The sequence below is a fragment of the Thermoanaerobacter brockii subsp. finnii Ako-1 genome (assembly GCF_000175295.2).
Taxonomy (GTDB): domain Bacteria; phylum Bacillota; class Thermoanaerobacteria; order Thermoanaerobacterales; family Thermoanaerobacteraceae; genus Thermoanaerobacter; species Thermoanaerobacter pseudethanolicus.
Window position 1 is genome coordinate 1156435 of record NC_014964.1, and the last position, 15268, is coordinate 1171702.

General features: G+C 31.9%; 20 protein-coding genes. 19 read left to right on the forward strand and 1 reads right to left on the reverse strand.

The window, feature by feature from the left end; genetic code table 11:
• Positions 1-27: 27 nt before the first annotated feature.
• From steA to THEBR_RS05665, 5 genes are read left to right on the forward strand one after another with little or no spacing between them, the layout of a single operon-like run.
• Positions 28-1149 (forward strand): putative cytokinetic ring protein SteA, encoded by a 1122-nt coding sequence (steA, locus tag THEBR_RS05645; protein WP_013570808.1) that lies wholly within the window; start codon positions 28-30, stop codon positions 1147-1149.
• A gap of 11 nt (positions 1150-1160) precedes the next feature.
• Positions 1161-2087: a copper transporter gene (locus THEBR_RS05650; RefSeq protein ID WP_003868014.1), complete on the forward strand. Its 927-nt coding sequence runs from the start codon at positions 1161-1163 to the stop codon at positions 2085-2087.
• A 10-nt stretch (positions 2088-2097) separates the two neighbouring features.
• Positions 2098-2784 (forward strand): glycosyltransferase family 2 protein, encoded by a 687-nt coding sequence (locus THEBR_RS05655; protein ID WP_003868013.1) that lies wholly within the window; start codon positions 2098-2100, stop codon positions 2782-2784.
• A gap of 11 nt (positions 2785-2795) precedes the next feature.
• Positions 2796-3608 (forward strand): MraY family glycosyltransferase, encoded by an 813-nt coding sequence (locus tag THEBR_RS05660; protein WP_003868012.1) that lies wholly within the window; start codon positions 2796-2798, stop codon positions 3606-3608.
• A gap of 1 nt (position 3609) precedes the next feature.
• On the forward strand, positions 3610-4686 hold the full coding sequence (locus THEBR_RS05665) for a DUF3866 family protein (RefSeq protein WP_012269322.1): 1077 nt from the start codon (positions 3610-3612) through the stop codon (positions 4684-4686).
• On the opposite strand, the gene THEBR_RS12625 is transcribed toward THEBR_RS05665, so the two are convergent.
• A complete protein-coding gene (locus THEBR_RS12625) occupies positions 4672-4794 on the reverse strand; it encodes a hypothetical protein (RefSeq protein WP_003871243.1) in 123 nt (40 codons plus the stop codon). The two genes, THEBR_RS05665 and THEBR_RS12625, sit on opposite strands and share 15 nt — an antisense overlap.
• A gap of 66 nt (positions 4795-4860) precedes the next feature.
• Here THEBR_RS12625 and THEBR_RS05670 point away from each other — a divergent pair, with 66 nt between their 5' ends.
• The 14 genes from THEBR_RS05670 (at position 4861) to THEBR_RS05735 (ending at position 15268) form a co-directional block, all read left to right on the forward strand.
• Positions 4861-5400: an NUDIX hydrolase gene (locus tag THEBR_RS05670; RefSeq protein WP_003868009.1), complete on the forward strand. Its 540-nt coding sequence runs from the start codon at positions 4861-4863 to the stop codon at positions 5398-5400.
• Positions 5397-6569 carry an endonuclease Q family protein gene (locus tag THEBR_RS05675; protein WP_012269323.1) on the forward strand — a complete coding sequence of 391 codons (1173 nt, stop codon included), beginning with the start codon at positions 5397-5399 and terminating at the stop codon, positions 6567-6569. Before THEBR_RS05670 ends, THEBR_RS05675 begins: the two co-directional genes overlap by 4 nt.
• A gap of 67 nt (positions 6570-6636) precedes the next feature.
• Positions 6637-7260, forward strand: coding sequence for a stage II sporulation protein M (gene spoIIM, locus THEBR_RS05680; RefSeq protein ID WP_012269324.1), 624 nt, complete (start codon positions 6637-6639; stop codon positions 7258-7260).
• Between the two features lie 84 nt (positions 7261-7344).
• Entirely contained in the window at positions 7345-8217 is an 873-nt protein-coding gene (locus THEBR_RS05685; protein WP_012269325.1) for a site-specific tyrosine recombinase, read from the forward strand.
• Positions 8218-8281: 64 nt separating this feature from the next.
• Positions 8282-9427, forward strand: coding sequence for a D-alanyl-D-alanine carboxypeptidase family protein (locus tag THEBR_RS05690; protein WP_012269326.1), 1146 nt, complete (start codon positions 8282-8284; stop codon positions 9425-9427).
• 116 nt (positions 9428-9543) lie between these two features.
• Positions 9544-9879 (forward strand): anti-sigma F factor antagonist, encoded by a 336-nt coding sequence (gene spoIIAA, locus THEBR_RS05695; protein WP_003868003.1) that lies wholly within the window; start codon positions 9544-9546, stop codon positions 9877-9879.
• A gap of 13 nt (positions 9880-9892) precedes the next feature.
• Positions 9893-10324, forward strand: a complete 432-nt coding sequence (gene spoIIAB, locus THEBR_RS05700; protein WP_003868002.1) for an anti-sigma F factor — start codon at positions 9893-9895, stop codon at positions 10322-10324.
• Between the two features lie 9 nt (positions 10325-10333).
• Positions 10334-11074 carry an RNA polymerase sporulation sigma factor SigF gene (sigF, locus tag THEBR_RS05705; RefSeq protein WP_003868001.1) on the forward strand — a complete coding sequence of 247 codons (741 nt, stop codon included), beginning with the start codon at positions 10334-10336 and terminating at the stop codon, positions 11072-11074.
• A 61-nt stretch (positions 11075-11135) separates the two neighbouring features.
• Positions 11136-11495, forward strand: a complete 360-nt coding sequence (locus tag THEBR_RS12295; protein ID WP_003868000.1) for a dodecin family protein — start codon at positions 11136-11138, stop codon at positions 11493-11495.
• Positions 11496-11547: 52 nt separating this feature from the next.
• A complete protein-coding gene (gene spoVAC, locus THEBR_RS05715; RefSeq protein WP_003867999.1) occupies positions 11548-11994 on the forward strand; it encodes a stage V sporulation protein AC in 447 nt (148 codons plus the stop codon).
• Positions 11995-12009: 15 nt separating this feature from the next.
• Complete coding sequence (gene spoVAD / locus THEBR_RS05720) at positions 12010-13023, forward strand: stage V sporulation protein AD (RefSeq protein WP_003867998.1); 1014 nt, start codon at positions 12010-12012, stop codon at positions 13021-13023.
• Between the two features lie 10 nt (positions 13024-13033).
• The gene (gene spoVAE / locus THEBR_RS05725; RefSeq protein WP_003867997.1) at positions 13034-13390 is read left to right on the forward strand and encodes a stage V sporulation protein AE; all 357 of its coding nucleotides are present in this window, start codon (positions 13034-13036) and stop codon (positions 13388-13390) included.
• 100 nt (positions 13391-13490) lie between these two features.
• The gene (locus THEBR_RS05730) at positions 13491-14657 is read left to right on the forward strand and encodes a CCA tRNA nucleotidyltransferase (protein WP_012269328.1); all 1167 of its coding nucleotides are present in this window, start codon (positions 13491-13493) and stop codon (positions 14655-14657) included.
• A gap of 2 nt (positions 14658-14659) precedes the next feature.
• Entirely contained in the window at positions 14660-15268 is a 609-nt protein-coding gene (locus tag THEBR_RS05735; protein ID WP_009052346.1) for a site-2 protease family protein, read from the forward strand.

Genomic DNA, 15268 nt, shown 5'->3' on the forward strand with positions numbered 1-15268 from the left:
CGATGTTACTTTATGGAGGAAGCTTGTATGCAAATAACAGGGACAATTAAAATGGATAAAAGAACTAAAAATTTAGTGAAAAGACTAAATCCTGGAGAAATAGCTATAATTGATCATAGAGATATAGATGAAGTGGCTGCTGAATCCTTAGTTGAAAAAAAAGTTTTGGCAGTCATAAATGCTGATAAGTCTATAAGTGGCAGATATCCTAACATGGGACCTTCTATCTTGTGTGAGGCGGGAATTCCAATTATTGACGATGTAGGAAAAGAAATTTTTGTTTTATTGAAAGAAAATGACAAAATAACTATAATAGATAATGAAATATATAAAGACGGTGTGTTTATAAAAAGAGGGAAACTTCTTACAAAAGACGTTATAAACTATAAATTGCAAGAAAGCCGCGAAAACATAGGTGTTGAATTAGATAAATTTATTGAAAATACATTGGAATATGCAAAAAAAGAAAAATATTTTATTCTAGGGGGAGTTGAATTACCCAATATTAAAACTCGTTTTAAAAATAGACATGCTCTTGTAGTCGTTAGAGGAAAGGATTACAAAGAAGATTTATTTACAATAAAACAGTATATCAACGATGTAAAACCTATTTTAATAGGAGTAGATGGAGGGGCAGATGCTCTTTTAGAGTTTGGTCTTATTCCTGACATAGTCATTGGAGATATGGACAGTGTAAGTGATGAGGCTTTAAAAAAGGCTCGGGAAATCGTAGTTCATGCCTATCCCGACGGAAGAGCACCTGGCTTGGAAAGAGTAACAGCATTAGGTCTTAAAGCAGAAATTTTTAAGGCCCCAGGTACAAGTGAAGATATAGCTATGCTTTTGGCTTTTGAAAAAGGTGCTGACTTAATTGTTGCTGTAGGGACCCATTCCAGCATGATTGATTTTCTGGAAAAAGGAAGAAAAGGAATGTCCAGCACTTTTTTAGTGCGATTAAAAGTAGGAGAAAAATTAATCGATGCTAAAGGAGTAAATAAACTGTACAGGGAAACTTTCAAAATTTCTTATATATTTAGCATTATACTAGCAGCATTGATTCCTCTTGGAGTAATAGCGTATTTTTCTCCACCTATGCAGCAGTTATTGAAGCTATTACAACTTAGAATTCGCCTTTTAATCGGATTTTGAGGAGGATTTTTATGAATATAAATATTAAATACTATGTTTTAACAATTGCTTCTATTTTTATTGCTTTAGGAATTGGCATTTTTATAGGTTTTATGTTAGATGGACAAAAAGTTTTTTCAGAGCAACAAACTTCAATTATAAACGAGTTAGAACAAAAGTTTAAGGATTTACAAACAGAAAATAATAATTTAAAAAACACTGTTCAAGAGTTAAATAAACAGATAGGGTATTACAATCAATATCATCAAATTATTTTTCCTGAGTTAGTAGCTGATAAGTTAAGTGGAGTTAAGGTAGCGATTATTGAAACTACAAATGAGTTTATATATTCTGGCATGAGAAATGCTCTTTTAAAGGCAGGAGCTACTATTGAGTCGATTACTGTTATAAAAGACAGTTTTGATACTGGCGATGAATTGGAAGTGCAAAATTTAATAGACTTCCTTTCTAATAAATATGGAGTTACAGTAGACGAAAAGCATTTGAATGAATTTGTAGCTTCAAAATTAGCTAATGCAATTGTAACAGGTCAGGATGTCGACCTTATTGATTATTTAAAGACGAATGGTTATATAGATTTTACAGGGATTCCAGGTAATACAGATTTTGTAATTATAGCTGGAGGAAGTAATAATAAAGATAATAATATAGCTTCTATAGATATTCCTATTATAAAACAAGTGAAACTACTTAATGTTCCTATTATAGGTGTTGAACAAAGTGATACTAAATATTCGTATATTGATGTGTATAAAAAACAACATATTTCCACAATAGATAATGTGGAGGATATAATAGGGCAGACGTCACTTATAATGGTAATGGAGGGTAAAGAAGGCAATTATGGAATTAAGCAAAGTGCAATGAGCTTAATGCCAGATTCTTTTATGAAGGCTGACAATTCTACTCATAATTCCGCTGCTAATTCTAAAAAGTGAGGGTAGATAGATGAAGAAAAAAGTTAGTGTGCTGATACCTGCTTACAATGAAGAAGAAAGAATAATTGATACCATAAAAGGATTAAAAGATGTTGAAGAAGTTGATGAAGTCATCGTAATAAATGATGGCTCAACTGACAATACTGCTGAAAAGGCAAGAAAAGCAGGGGCTAAAATAGTCAATATGAAGAGAAATGTTGGCAAAGGAACAGCTTTAAAAGAAGGTTTAAAATATGTAAAAAATGATGTTATAGTTTTTTTAGACGCAGATGTAGGCCTTTCGTCACGAGAAGTCAAAAAACTTATATTACCTGTTCTTGATGGAGAAGCAGATGTTACAATTGCTAAATTTCCAAAGACAAATGTAAAAGCTGGATTTGGCTTTGTTAAAACTTTAGCCAGAAAAGGAGTAAAATACTTTACAGGATATGAAATTGAATCTGTCTTATCAGGTCAAAGGGCTTTTAAAAAAGAAGTTTTAGAGAGTTTAAAAGCTTTTTATAAAGGTTTTGGAATAGAAGTTGGTATGACAATAGATATATTAAAAAAAGGGTATAAAATAAAAGAAGTAGAAGTAAATATGACTCACTCTGTTACAGGTAGGGACTTGAAAGGCTTCCTGCACAGAGGGAAGCAGTTTTGGGATATACTAAAAGTATTAGTGTATAAGTTATTTTCAAAGAATATTAAAGAATAGCAGGTGAGATAGTGTTTTGGGCTAAAATATTAATTCCTTTAATAATGACAGTTATAACAAAGAAGCTTTTTTATAGCATTATTAACAAGCCTTTGTGTTTGAAGGAAAACTATAAAAAAGTTATGATACCTGTTTGTGGTGGTATTGTATTTGTTCCTGCTTTATTTGTGTCAATTGTACTTCTCAATTTATTTGGAGTTAGAATAGAATATCAAGACATAATTTTATTGAGCTTATCACTGATTTCTTTTGTCGGTTTTATAGATGATGTATTAGGAGACAGAAGTGTAAGAGGGCTAAAAGGGCATATAACTATGCTTTTAAAAGGAAAGCCTACTACAGGCAGTTTAAAGGCTTTATCAGGAGTTTTAATTGCTTTTTTTATAAGTTTTAATGTTGGAAAAAATAATATAGAGGAATTGATAATAAATACCTTGTTAATCGCACTTTTTACGAATTTTTTAAACCTTGTAGACTTACGACCAGGAAGATGCGGAAAAACTTTTTTGGTTATTTCTTTAATTTTTCTAATAATCGGGAAAACTCATCCCCATTTCTTAGTCTTGCTGACTATGACTCTTTTAGTGTATTTGCCAGAGGATTTAAAAGCAAATGTGATGATGGGGGATACTGGATCAAATGTTTTAGGGATGTCTTTGGGAATAAGCAGTATTCTTATTTTTGATTTATATGGCAAGTTGATAATATTGGCATTGCTAATTTTATTACATATTTTTGCAGAAAAATATTCTTTAACTGCTTTAATCGAAAAAAATAAATTTTTAAATTACCTCGATATGTTAGGAAGAAAAGGAGAAAGATAGTGTGATTAGTGTTTATTTAGCTAAGGTAAGTAAAATTGTGTCACAAAGAGAAGGTATAACTGTTGTAGAGGTTGAGTCAGAGGGAGAAAAGGTATTAGCTTTAAATTATGACGATGTAACTGGGAAAATAGAAGTAGGAGATAAAGTTTATGTAAACCGAACTGCTCGCCTTTTAAATCTTGGGACAGGTGGCTATGACTTTATAATTGTAAATCTCAAATACTCTGAATACGATGCTGTGGGAAATGGGCATATTATGAAATTGAGATATACGCCTTTTCAGATAAATGTATTGACTATGGAGGAGCAAAACAGTCCTTATCATACTGCTTTTGAAGAGTTTAAAAGTTTAGAAGATTTACCTGTAATAGTTGGAGAACTTCACAGCATGGTAGCCCCTGTAGCCTTAGCGCTAAAAAGTACAAATCCTGACCTTAAAATTACATATGTGATGACAGATGGAGGGTGTCTGCCTATTAGTTTCAGCAATACAGTTTTTGAGCTTAAAAAGAGGGGAATAATAGATAAAACAGTTACAATTGGACATGCTTTTGGAGGAGATTATGAGTGTGTAAATATTTATACTGCTTTGATAGGTGCAAAGGAAGTGTTAAAAACAGATGTTGTTATAGTAGCGATGGGACCGGGAATAGTAGGCACAGGCACCAAATATGGGTTTTCAGGGGTAGAACAAGCCCATATAATAGATGCTACAAATAAATTAGGAGGTAAGCCTGTACTTATCCCAAGAATTGGGTTTAATGATAAAAGGCAGAGACATCAAGGGATTAGTCACCATACTATAACTGTTTTAGAGCTGTGTAACAGTTCCTGTGTTTTGACTTTTCCTACAATGGAAGAAGAAAAAGAAAAAATAATAAAGGAGCAGATAAATTCAAATCCTGTATTTTCGCGATATAAAATAGAATTTATTGAAGCTGAAATTATAAGAAAATACATAGAAGAAGCTGACTTTAACTTGTCAACAATGGGAAGAGGTTATGAAAAGGAGCCAGACTTTTTTAATGCTTGTGGAGCTGCAGCCCTTTATGTGTCTTCTAAATTAGTGCGAAACTGATTTGATTACTTCTCCTAAAGTTTTGTATTTTTTATTTAATTCCTTTAATAAAAATAATAGTGTGGAAAATTTTCCAGCATAATAAAGAGTGTTTCCAACTATAATCATTTTTCTCACCTCATTTCTATAGTATGTATTTATTGCTAAAATCATACACGGAAAGGAAGATGAATTTTGGAACAAAAAGAAGTTACAGTTAACACCAACAAGATTTTTGAAGGGAAAATAATAAATTTAAGAGTAGATGAGGTAAAACTGCCTAATGGAAAAGTTACTACGCGAGAAATAGTTGAGCATCCTGGCGGTGTATCCATAGTAGCAGTTAATGAAGAAGGAAAGATTTTATTAGTCAAACAGTATAGAAAACCTGCAGAGGAGTCTTTATTAGAAATACCTGCAGGAAAATTAGAAAAGGGTGAAGACCCTTTGATTTGTGCTAAAAGAGAGTTATTAGAAGAGACAGGTTATGAAGCAGGTTTTATAAAGCAGTTGATTACTTTTTATACTACTCCCGGTTTTTCTAATGAAAAAATGTATTTGTATTTTGCAAAAGATTTAAAAAAATACACTGCTCAACCTGATGAGGATGAATTTTTAGAAGTATATGAATATACTCCAGAGGAATTGTGGGAAATGATTTTACAAAATCAAATAAAAGATTCTAAAACGATAATTGGAATTTTATATTATTTAAAAATGAGGAATAGTTTATGAAATTTTACGGAGATTTGCATGTTCATGTTGCAAGGAGTATAAAAGGAGCTCCTGTAAAAATTGCGGCCTCAAAAAATTTAACTGTTTTAAATATATTAGAAAAAAGTATATTAAAGGGAATTGACATAGTTGGCATTGTAGATGGTGCTTCTCCGCTTATTTTGGAGGAGCTAAAAGAATATATACAAGAAGGAATATTATTCTCCCTTGAAGAAGGAGGGTTTAGGTATAAAAATAAAGTTACTTTGATTTTAGGCAGTGAAATAGAAATTGGCAAAGAGGAAAAGGGTTCTCCTCATTTAACATGTTATTTTAGAGATATTGAGAGTATTTCTTTGTTTTCTCAAGAAATTTCTAAATACATTAAAAATATAAATCTAAGCTCTCAACGAGTAAATCTTACAAGTGTACAGGTTGTTGAAATCGCAGAAAAATACAGCGGGGTTGTGATTCCCGCCCATGTTTTCACTCCCTTTAAAAGTTACTATGGCAGTTCTACTGATAGGCTTAAATATGTCTTTAAAGATTTTTATCAATATATTTATGGAGTAGAGTTGGGCCTTAGTGCAGACTCTGATATGGCTGATCAGATTGAGGAGTTACAAAATAAAACTTTTCTTTCCAATTCAGATGCCCATTCTTTAGAAAAAATAGGCAGAGAGTTTAATGTTTTTGATATAAAAGAGGCAAATTTTGAGGAGATTTTGTTGGCTATAAAAAGAGAAAAGGGAAGAGAAATTGTAAAAAATTATGGCTTAAATCCTAAATTAGGGAAATACCACAGAACTTTTTGCTTGGATTGTGGCTATATTGCGAAGGAAGGACCTCCTGTAAAAAAATGCTTAAAATGTGGAAGTTCAAATATAGTTTTAGGTGTAAAGGACAGAATAGAGGAAATTAAAGATTATGATACAAAACATCCTCTTTTTAGACCTTTATATGTCTATCAAATTCCATTAGAATTTATTCCTAATATTGGACGAAAGACTATCGAAAAATTGGTGAATTACTTTGGAAGTGAATTGTATGCTTTGCATCATGCACCCTATGAAGAATTAGAAAAAGTGATAGGGCCTTCAAATGCATTAAATATTTTGAGAGGAAGAGAAGGGGAATTGGATATTTCAGCGGGAGGAGGAGGAATATATGGCAAAGTTACTATCACTTAAAAGGAATATTGTCCCCTTTTGAATCATAAATTTAAATTAGCTTTATAAAAAATAGGGGGCAATATTCTTGAAGTTTTTAAAAGGAAATCTTTATTTGCATATTAAAAATAATTTTTTATTGTATGTATTAGCTGTAATGTGTTTAATGATAGGAATAGCAGCAGGATCTTTTACTGTTAATAACATTACTGACATACAGATGGAACAAATAATAGGGTATATTTCAAAATTTTACCAAATTGCAAAATCTGTAGACTTGAATTCTTCTCAAATTTTTAAACAGTCGCTTTTAAATAATCTTGTCACTGTTTTTGCTTTATGGATTTTAGGGGCTACAATTATAGGGATTCCTTTTATATTTTTGCTTGTGGGGATAAGAGGTTTTATTTTAGGATTTTCTATTGGAGTTTTGATAAAAGAATTTGAAACAAAAGGGATACTACTCGTATTGATGGGAATTTTGCCTCAAAATATTTTTATCTTATTAGGAATCTTGTTTATATCTGTAACGGCTATTAATTTTTCTTTATATCTTTTGAAAAATCGCAAATTTTATTTAGAAGAATTAGTATCACAATTCGTATCTTATACTTTTATGGTATATGCAGGGTTTTTAGTTATATTAATAGGCTGCTTGATAGAATCTTATCTTTCACCTTATATATTACTTTTACCGATTTTTTCACCATAAAAGAAGGAAAATGACGATTTATGTTGAATATTTATAATTAAATGGATTTATTATAAAAATTCAAGAATTGTAGGGGTAAAGAATATGTTAAATAATGTGGTTGGGGAGTTTTTGGATTTTTTAACAAAGAACAAAAAACTGTCCAAAAACACTCTAGAATCTTATAACAGAGATATAAAACAATTTTTAAATTATCTTGAAGAAATCGGAATAAACTATTATAATGTCAAAAAATCGACAATACTAAATTATCTTTATTATTTAAAGAAAAAAGGTAAATCGCAAGCAACTGTTTCGCGAAATGTTTCTTCTCTCAAAGCCTTTTATCATTATTTATTTATGAAAAAGAAAATAGAAGAAGACCCAACGTACATGATTAATACCCCGAAAGTAGAAAAAAAACCACCTACTGCTTTAACAGTTGAACAGGTAGATATGCTACTTTCAATAGACTTTGGGAATGATGAAAAAGGACTTAGAGATAAGGCTCTTATTGAATTACTTTATGCTACAGGACTTAAAGTCTCTGAAGTTATTTCTTTAAAATTAGAAGATGTGAATTTGTCTTATGGTTATGTAGTTATTCGTTCTAATAAAGAAAGAGTTATTCCTATAGGCTCTCATGCAATTGAAGCTTTAAAAAATTATATTGAAAAAGGAAGAAAAGCAAAAAATGGAGAAAATACTCTTTTTTTAAATTTGCGTGGAGAAAAACTTACAAGACAGGGATGTTGGAAAATAATAAGAGAATACACTGATAAAATTAATCCTGGCTTTCCTGTTACTCCAAATACGCTAAGACAATCTTTTGCGCAGCATATGCTTCAAAATGGTGCAGATATTCGAGCTGTTCAAGAAATGTTAGGTTATCAAACAGATTTAAATACAAATTTACTTTCTTTAATTTCAAAATCAAAAATAAAAGAAGTTTATAATAAATTTCACCCTCGTGCTTAAAAATATAAAAAGTATAATATTCACCCTCCAGCGCAAAATAAATAGTGATGAGGAGGGTGATTTTATGTTTAAAAGGCTTTTAACATTATTAGTGAGTGTGATACTAGCTATTTCTTTTGTCTTAAATGGCACAGTATATGCTGATACTTTAAATTTAAAGTCAAAATCTGCTATTTTGATGGAGGCTAATACGGGACAGATTCTTTATGAAAAAGATAGCCATAAGCCCTTACCGCCTGCCAGTGTTACCAAAGTAATGACTCTTTTACTGGCGATTGAAGCAATAGATTCTGGTAAAATTAAAATAACAGATAAAGTTGTTACAAGTAAACATGCCTTTGATATGGGAGGTACACAAATATATTTAGAAGTAGGAGAGGAAATGACAGTAGATGATTTAATGAAGGCTATAGCGATGAATTCGGCAAACGATGCTTCTGTTGCTTTAGCTGAGTATATTGCGGGTACAGAGGAAAATTTTGTTGAAATGATGAATAAAAGGGCTAAAGAATTGGGAGCAAAAAATACTACTTTTAAAAATGCAACTGGATTACCTGAGGAAGGGCACTTGACGAGCGTATATGATATTGCAATGATTTCAAGGGAATTAGTAAAGCACGAGAGCATATTTAAATATTTAACCAATAAATTAGATTCTTTAAGAAATGGGAAATTTAGTCTCATAAATACTAATAAATTACTATGGCGCTATAAAGGAGTAGATGGAATTAAAACAGGATCTACTTCGGAAGCACTTTATTGTATGGCAGCAACAGCTAAAAGGGGAGATACAAGGCTAATAGCGGTGGTGTTCGGAGCACCTGATTCTGAGACGAGGTTTAGTGAAGCGGCTAAGTTATTAGATTATGGATTTGCTAATTATGAAAGCGTAAAAGTAGCTTCAAAAGGGCAAAGTTTTGGCAATGTTAAAGTTTTAAAAGGGAAAAGAGAGGCTGTTAGTGTTGTGTGCCGCGATGATGAGTATATACTGATTAAAAAAGGAGAAGGTAAAAATATAAAAACAGAGGTGGAGCTAAAGAATGCTGTATTAGCTCCTCTGGCCAAAGAGGTCCCAATAGGCACTGTAAAAATAACACAGGATGGCAAGGTTATAAAGAAATTTAACATATATCCTCAGGAAGTAGTAGAAAAAGCGAACTTTTTTGAAAATCTCAATAAAGTTTTTATTGGTTGGCTAAAATATCAGTAATTTACTTTAAGCACTAAACAGTCGTTTAGTGCTTTTTTATATTTTTTAGAAAAATATCACAAAAAAGGAGGAATTTTAAAATTTATATCGAATATAATAGGGGGGAGGTTGATAAAATGGGAGTAAAATTTGCAAAAAAAAGGGATACCTTGATAGCCAAAATTGAAGGTGAGTTAGATCATCATGTGGCGGAGAGCATAAAAAATGTTATTGATGAAGAGTATGAAAAAAAGTCGTGTAAAAATTTAATTTTTGATTTTAAAAATGTAAATTTTATGGATAGTTCAGGAATTGGCGTTATAATAGGAAGATATAAAAAAGTCAAAGAGAATAATGGCAAGGTAGCTATAGTAAATTCCAATAAGCAATTACATAAAATTATTGAAGTTTCTGGGTTGTTGCGTATAATTAAATGTTATAATGACATTGAAGAAGCCTTAAAGGAAATATAGAAGGGGGATTATCATGGAATACACAAACATGATGGAGTTAAATTTTTTAAGTAAGTCGCAAAATGAGTCTTTTGCAAGGACTGTTGTTGCAGCTTTTGCTGCTCAACTAGATCCGACAATTGAGGAAATTGCAGATATAAAAACTGCTGTTTCAGAAGCAGTTACTAACTGCATAATTCACGGATATGAGAATAAAATCGGCATCATTACTATTAAAGCTTTTATTTCAGGTAACAAAATAACAATTGAAGTCATAGATGAGGGAAAAGGGATTGAAGATATTGAGAAAGCTATGCAACCTCTTTTTACTACTCGCTTAGAAGAAGAGCGAGCAGGAATGGGTTTTACTGTCATGCAGACCTTTATGGATGAATTAGAAGTTGAATCAACTCCAGGAAAGGGAACTCTTGTCCGAATGACAAAATATATAGGGTCTGATAAATGAGGTGACTTTATGAAAGAAGGGAATTTTGAAAAAAGTGATGAGAATTTGGAATTGATAAGAGCAGCACAAAAGAATGATAAAGAAAGCTTGGAAAAATTAATTTTAGAAAATAGTGGCCTTATTTGGAGTATTGTTAAAAAATTTTCTAATAGAGGGTATGAATTGGAGGATTTATATCAAATAGGTTGTATAGGTTTTGTAAAGGCAATTCAAAAATTTGATGAATCTTACAATGTAAAATTGTCTACCTATGCAGTACCTATAATAATGGGAGAAATTAAGAGATTTCTAAGAGATGATGGATTAATAAAAGTGAGTCGCTCTTTAAAGGAGCTTTCTACAAAAGCTTTTTATGTTAAAGAGATTTTAAGCAATGAATTAAATAGAGAACCAACAATTAATGAAATTGCTGAAAGATTAAATGTAAGTCCCGAAGAAATTGCTATGGCTTTTGAATCGGCTGCTACTGCTGAGTCATTATATGACAACGCAACTCATGACGAAGATGACAAGCTTTTAATTGAAATGGTGAGTGAAGAGGAAAAAGAAGTTGATATAGACGATAAATTAGCTTTACAGATGGTTATAAATAAACTTAAACCACGAGAAAAACAAATAATATTTTTGAGATATTTCAAGGATATGACGCAGATGGAAGTGGCAAATATTTTAGGAATTTCACAAGTGCAAGTATCGCGACTTGAGAAAAAAGTTTTACAAAAACTAAGAAAAGAATTGGAAGAAGTGTAGTATTTTAACACAAATACTACACTTTTTTTGAATTAATTTTGCTTATCTTCACATACTAATAATGGCTGGTGAAATGAAAATGAAAAAGATGTTAATTATAATCGTGACAATATTGCTAATTTTTGCTGTTAGCTATTTTTATATGCACAAAACCAATAAAAAAATACCTGACAGTGCTGATTTGGTATATAAGGGAGGAGGAAAAAGTATGGCAGTTGTGAAAGTATTAAATGTGGTAGGAGATTCAACGGTTAGCTGGGAAGATGCAATACACAAAGCTGTAGAAGAAGCAGCTAAGTCTATTGACAATATATCAGGAATTGAAGTTGTCAACCAAACAGCTAATGTAAAAAATGGTAAAATAGTAGAATATAAAGCTAATATACAAATAGCTTATAGAGCAGATAAAGAATTAGATTGAAAATAAAGGAGCACCGTCTATGGTGCTCTTGTCATAAGAAAGGGTGAAATTAATGGAAAGAGATGTAAAAAAAGAGCAAGAATATAAAAACATAGCACAGAAATATGAGCCTAAACCTGCTTTGCTTAAAAACGTAGTAATGGCTTTTGTAGTAGGAGGATTGATAAGCGACATAGGGCAGTTCTTTTTAAATTTTTACCTATCAAGAGGTTATTCTATGCAAGATGCCAATACTCTTGTATCAATTACTATGGTATTTCTTGGAGCTTTTTTAACTGGAATTGGGGTCTATGACGATATAGGGAAGTTTGCAGGGGCAGGTTCTATAGTGCCAATAACAGGTTTTGCAAATTCTATTGTGTCACCGGCAATGGAGTTTAAAAGGGAAGGTTTTGTTTTTGGGGCGGCAGCTAAGATGTTTACAATTGCAGGACCTGTTATTGTATATGGTGTAAGTACTTCAATTATTATAGGTTTGATATATTATTTTTTGAAGTAAAAGGGGAAGTTAGATATGGCGGAGAAAAAATTAGGTACACAAACTGTTAAGTTTAAAAATCCTCCTTCTATAATAGCTGGAGGCACTATTGTAGGACCTAAAGAAGGAGAAGGACCTTTAAGAGATTATTTTGATATGATTTTAGTAGACGATACTTATGGAGAAAAAAGTTGGGAAAAAGCAGAGTCAAAAATGTTTCAAGATGCTGTAAATTTAGTATTAAAAAAGGCAAACCTTAAAATTTCAGACATTGATTACCTGCTAGGTGGTGATTTGTTAAATCAAATTATAAGCGCAAATTTTGCTGCGCGACAATTGAATGTGCCACATTTCGGATTGTATGGTGCTTGTTCTACTATGACAGAGGGATTGACTTTAGGGGCTATGCTTATTGATGGAGGCTATGCTGACTATATAATAGCGGCAACTTCCAGCCATTTTTCTACTGCAGAAAGACAGTTTAGATATCCTTTAGAACAAGGCATTCAAAGGCCTTTTACTTCACAGTGGACGGTGACAGGTGCAGGAGCTACAATTTTAGCCTCCACAGGAAAAGGCCCTTATATTACCCATGCTACTACTGGCAAAGTTGTAGATTTGGGGATGAAGGATGCCAATAACATGGGAGCAGCAATGGCACCTGCTGCAGCAGATACAATTATCACTCATTTTAAAGATACAGGTTTTACAATAGAAGACTATGACCTTATTATGACGGGAGACATGGGGAGAGTAGGGAGAGATATACTTTTAGAGTTGTTGTATAAAGAGGGGTATGACATAGAGAGCAAGTATAAAGATTGTGGAATAGAAATTTTTGATGAATCACAAGACGTCCATTCTGGTGGCAGCGGTGCGGCTTGTTCTGCAGTAGTTTTGAATGGATGGCTGTTATCTCAAATACAAAATGGAGTCTATAAAAAAGTTTTATTTATGGCGACGGGAGCTCTTTTATCTCCTACCAGTAGCCAGCAAGGGGAATCTATTCCTGGGATTGCCCATGCTATTACAATATCGACAACATTATAAGGAGGTCAATATGGATTATATAAAAGCGTTTTTAATGGGAGGTTTGATTTGTGCTATTGCACAAATTTTGATTGATAAGACTAAATTAACTCCTGCAAGAATATTAGTAACATATGTAACATTAGGAGCAATACTTGGAGGTCTTGGAGTTTATAAAAAATTGATAGATATAGGTGGTGCAGGAGCTACAATACCCCTTTTGGGCTTTGGAAATTCTCTTGCCCAAGGTGTAATAAAAGCTGTTGAGAAAGATGGATTGATTGGAGTTTTTACAGGAGGATTGACAGCCACTGCCGGAGGAATTTCTGCTGCAGTATTTTTTGGGTACATTTTTTCTTTAATTTTTAATTCAAAGACTAAGAAATAAGTATAGGTTAATGAATTTTAACTTATACTTATTTTTTTATCTTTTCCTATGGTATAATATAAAAAGCAAGGAATTATTTTGTTGGTAAAAGGGTGATTTTTTGCGTATAGAGGTTAACGGAATAGATTTAATTAAACTGCTGAAGGAAATTTCTTCAAAAACAAAAATTAAATCTTATATTGTAGGTGGAGTGGTAAGAGACTTTTTATTAGGGGTTAAAAACCTTGATATTGATGTAGTAGTGGAAGGAGACGGTATTAAGTTTGCCTATACATTGCTTTCTTATTTAAAAGGTGATATTGTAGTGTATGAAGCTTTTAGGACTGCTACTTTAAGTTATGACGGTTTTTCTATTGATGTTATATCTGCTCGTAAAGAGTATTATGAACGTTCTGCTGCACTGCCAACAATCGAATTTTCAAATATATACGATGACATGGCAAGAAGAGATTTTACTATAAATACTTTGGCTTATGATGTAATAGAAGGAAAAATTTTAGACTATTTTAACGGACTAGAGGATTTGAAAAAGGGTTTAGTTAGAGTCCTTCATTCTAAAAGTTTTATTGATGACCCTACCAGAATATTTAGAGCTATAAGATATGCTACTAGATATGCTTTTGAGATTGAAAAAAAGACACACAATTTGATGAAGGAATCAATAGAAAATATTAGACTTTTGTCTGCTGATAGAATAAGGAATGAGATCTTTTTAATTTTGAAAGAAATTAAAGCCAAAGAGATGATTGATAAATTTATTTCTTACGGTATTGATAAAGTTATTTTTGATGGAATTACACTTAATACTCGAAATCTCGATAGAGTGGATGCAAATTTAGAAGTTGAATTATACAGATTTTTAGTGCTTTTTTACTACCTAAAAGAGAGTGATATTAATAAAATTGAAAAGAGGTTGCGAGTAAATAAAATTTATCTCAAAGCTTTAAAAGACTTGGTTTTTTTAAGAGAGCAACTCAATTGCCAAAATAAAAATATCAGAAAAATAAGAGAAACTATAGAAGAAACAAAAGAGGAAGTTTTAAGAGCTATTGAAGTAATGGAAGGAGAAAAAGCCGAAAAAATTATAAAAGGTAAATTGACTGTAAAGGGAAAAGACATAAAAAATTTAGGACTTCCTCCCAGTCCTTTATATGGGGAATTAATGGATAATGTGTTTGAGGCGAAAATTAATGGAATTATTGCTACAAGAGATGAAGAAATTGCATTTTTGAAAAAACTGATAGAAAAATTAAAGAAAGGAGAATAAATTTGATAGATTTTATAGATTTTTTATATAGAATACCTGCACTTCTTATTGCGATGAGTTTCCACGAATTTAGTCATGGTTATGTGGCAGATAAATTGGGGGACCCTACTCCAAGGCAAAGTGGTAGGCTTACATTAAATCCGTTGGCTCATATTGACCCCATTGGTCTTTTAATGCTTTGGCTTTTAAGGTTTGGGTGGGCGAAACCTGTTCCTATTAATCCTTTATATTTTAGAGATAGAAAAAAAGGTGTATTGCTTGTATCTTTAGCAGGCCCTCTTTCCAACGTCTTGTTGGCTATCGTTTCTCGAATATTGATGATAGCATTTAAAGATGTCCCAATATTGTATCCACTTTTATATCTATTGTACATTTACAATTTAGTTTTTGCTGTTTTCAATATAATACCTGTGCCGCCTTTGGATGGTTCAAAAGTATTGTGGAGTTTATTACCCCCAAGAGAAGCTTATATGATTTCTCAATATGAAATGTATGGGCAGGTTATTTTGCTCCTTCTTGTTTTCACTGGGGTTATAGGACAAATTATGGGGCCTCTTATGAATGCTTTGGACTCTTTTATAACTCTTATTTTAAAGCCTTTTGGGGTGTGA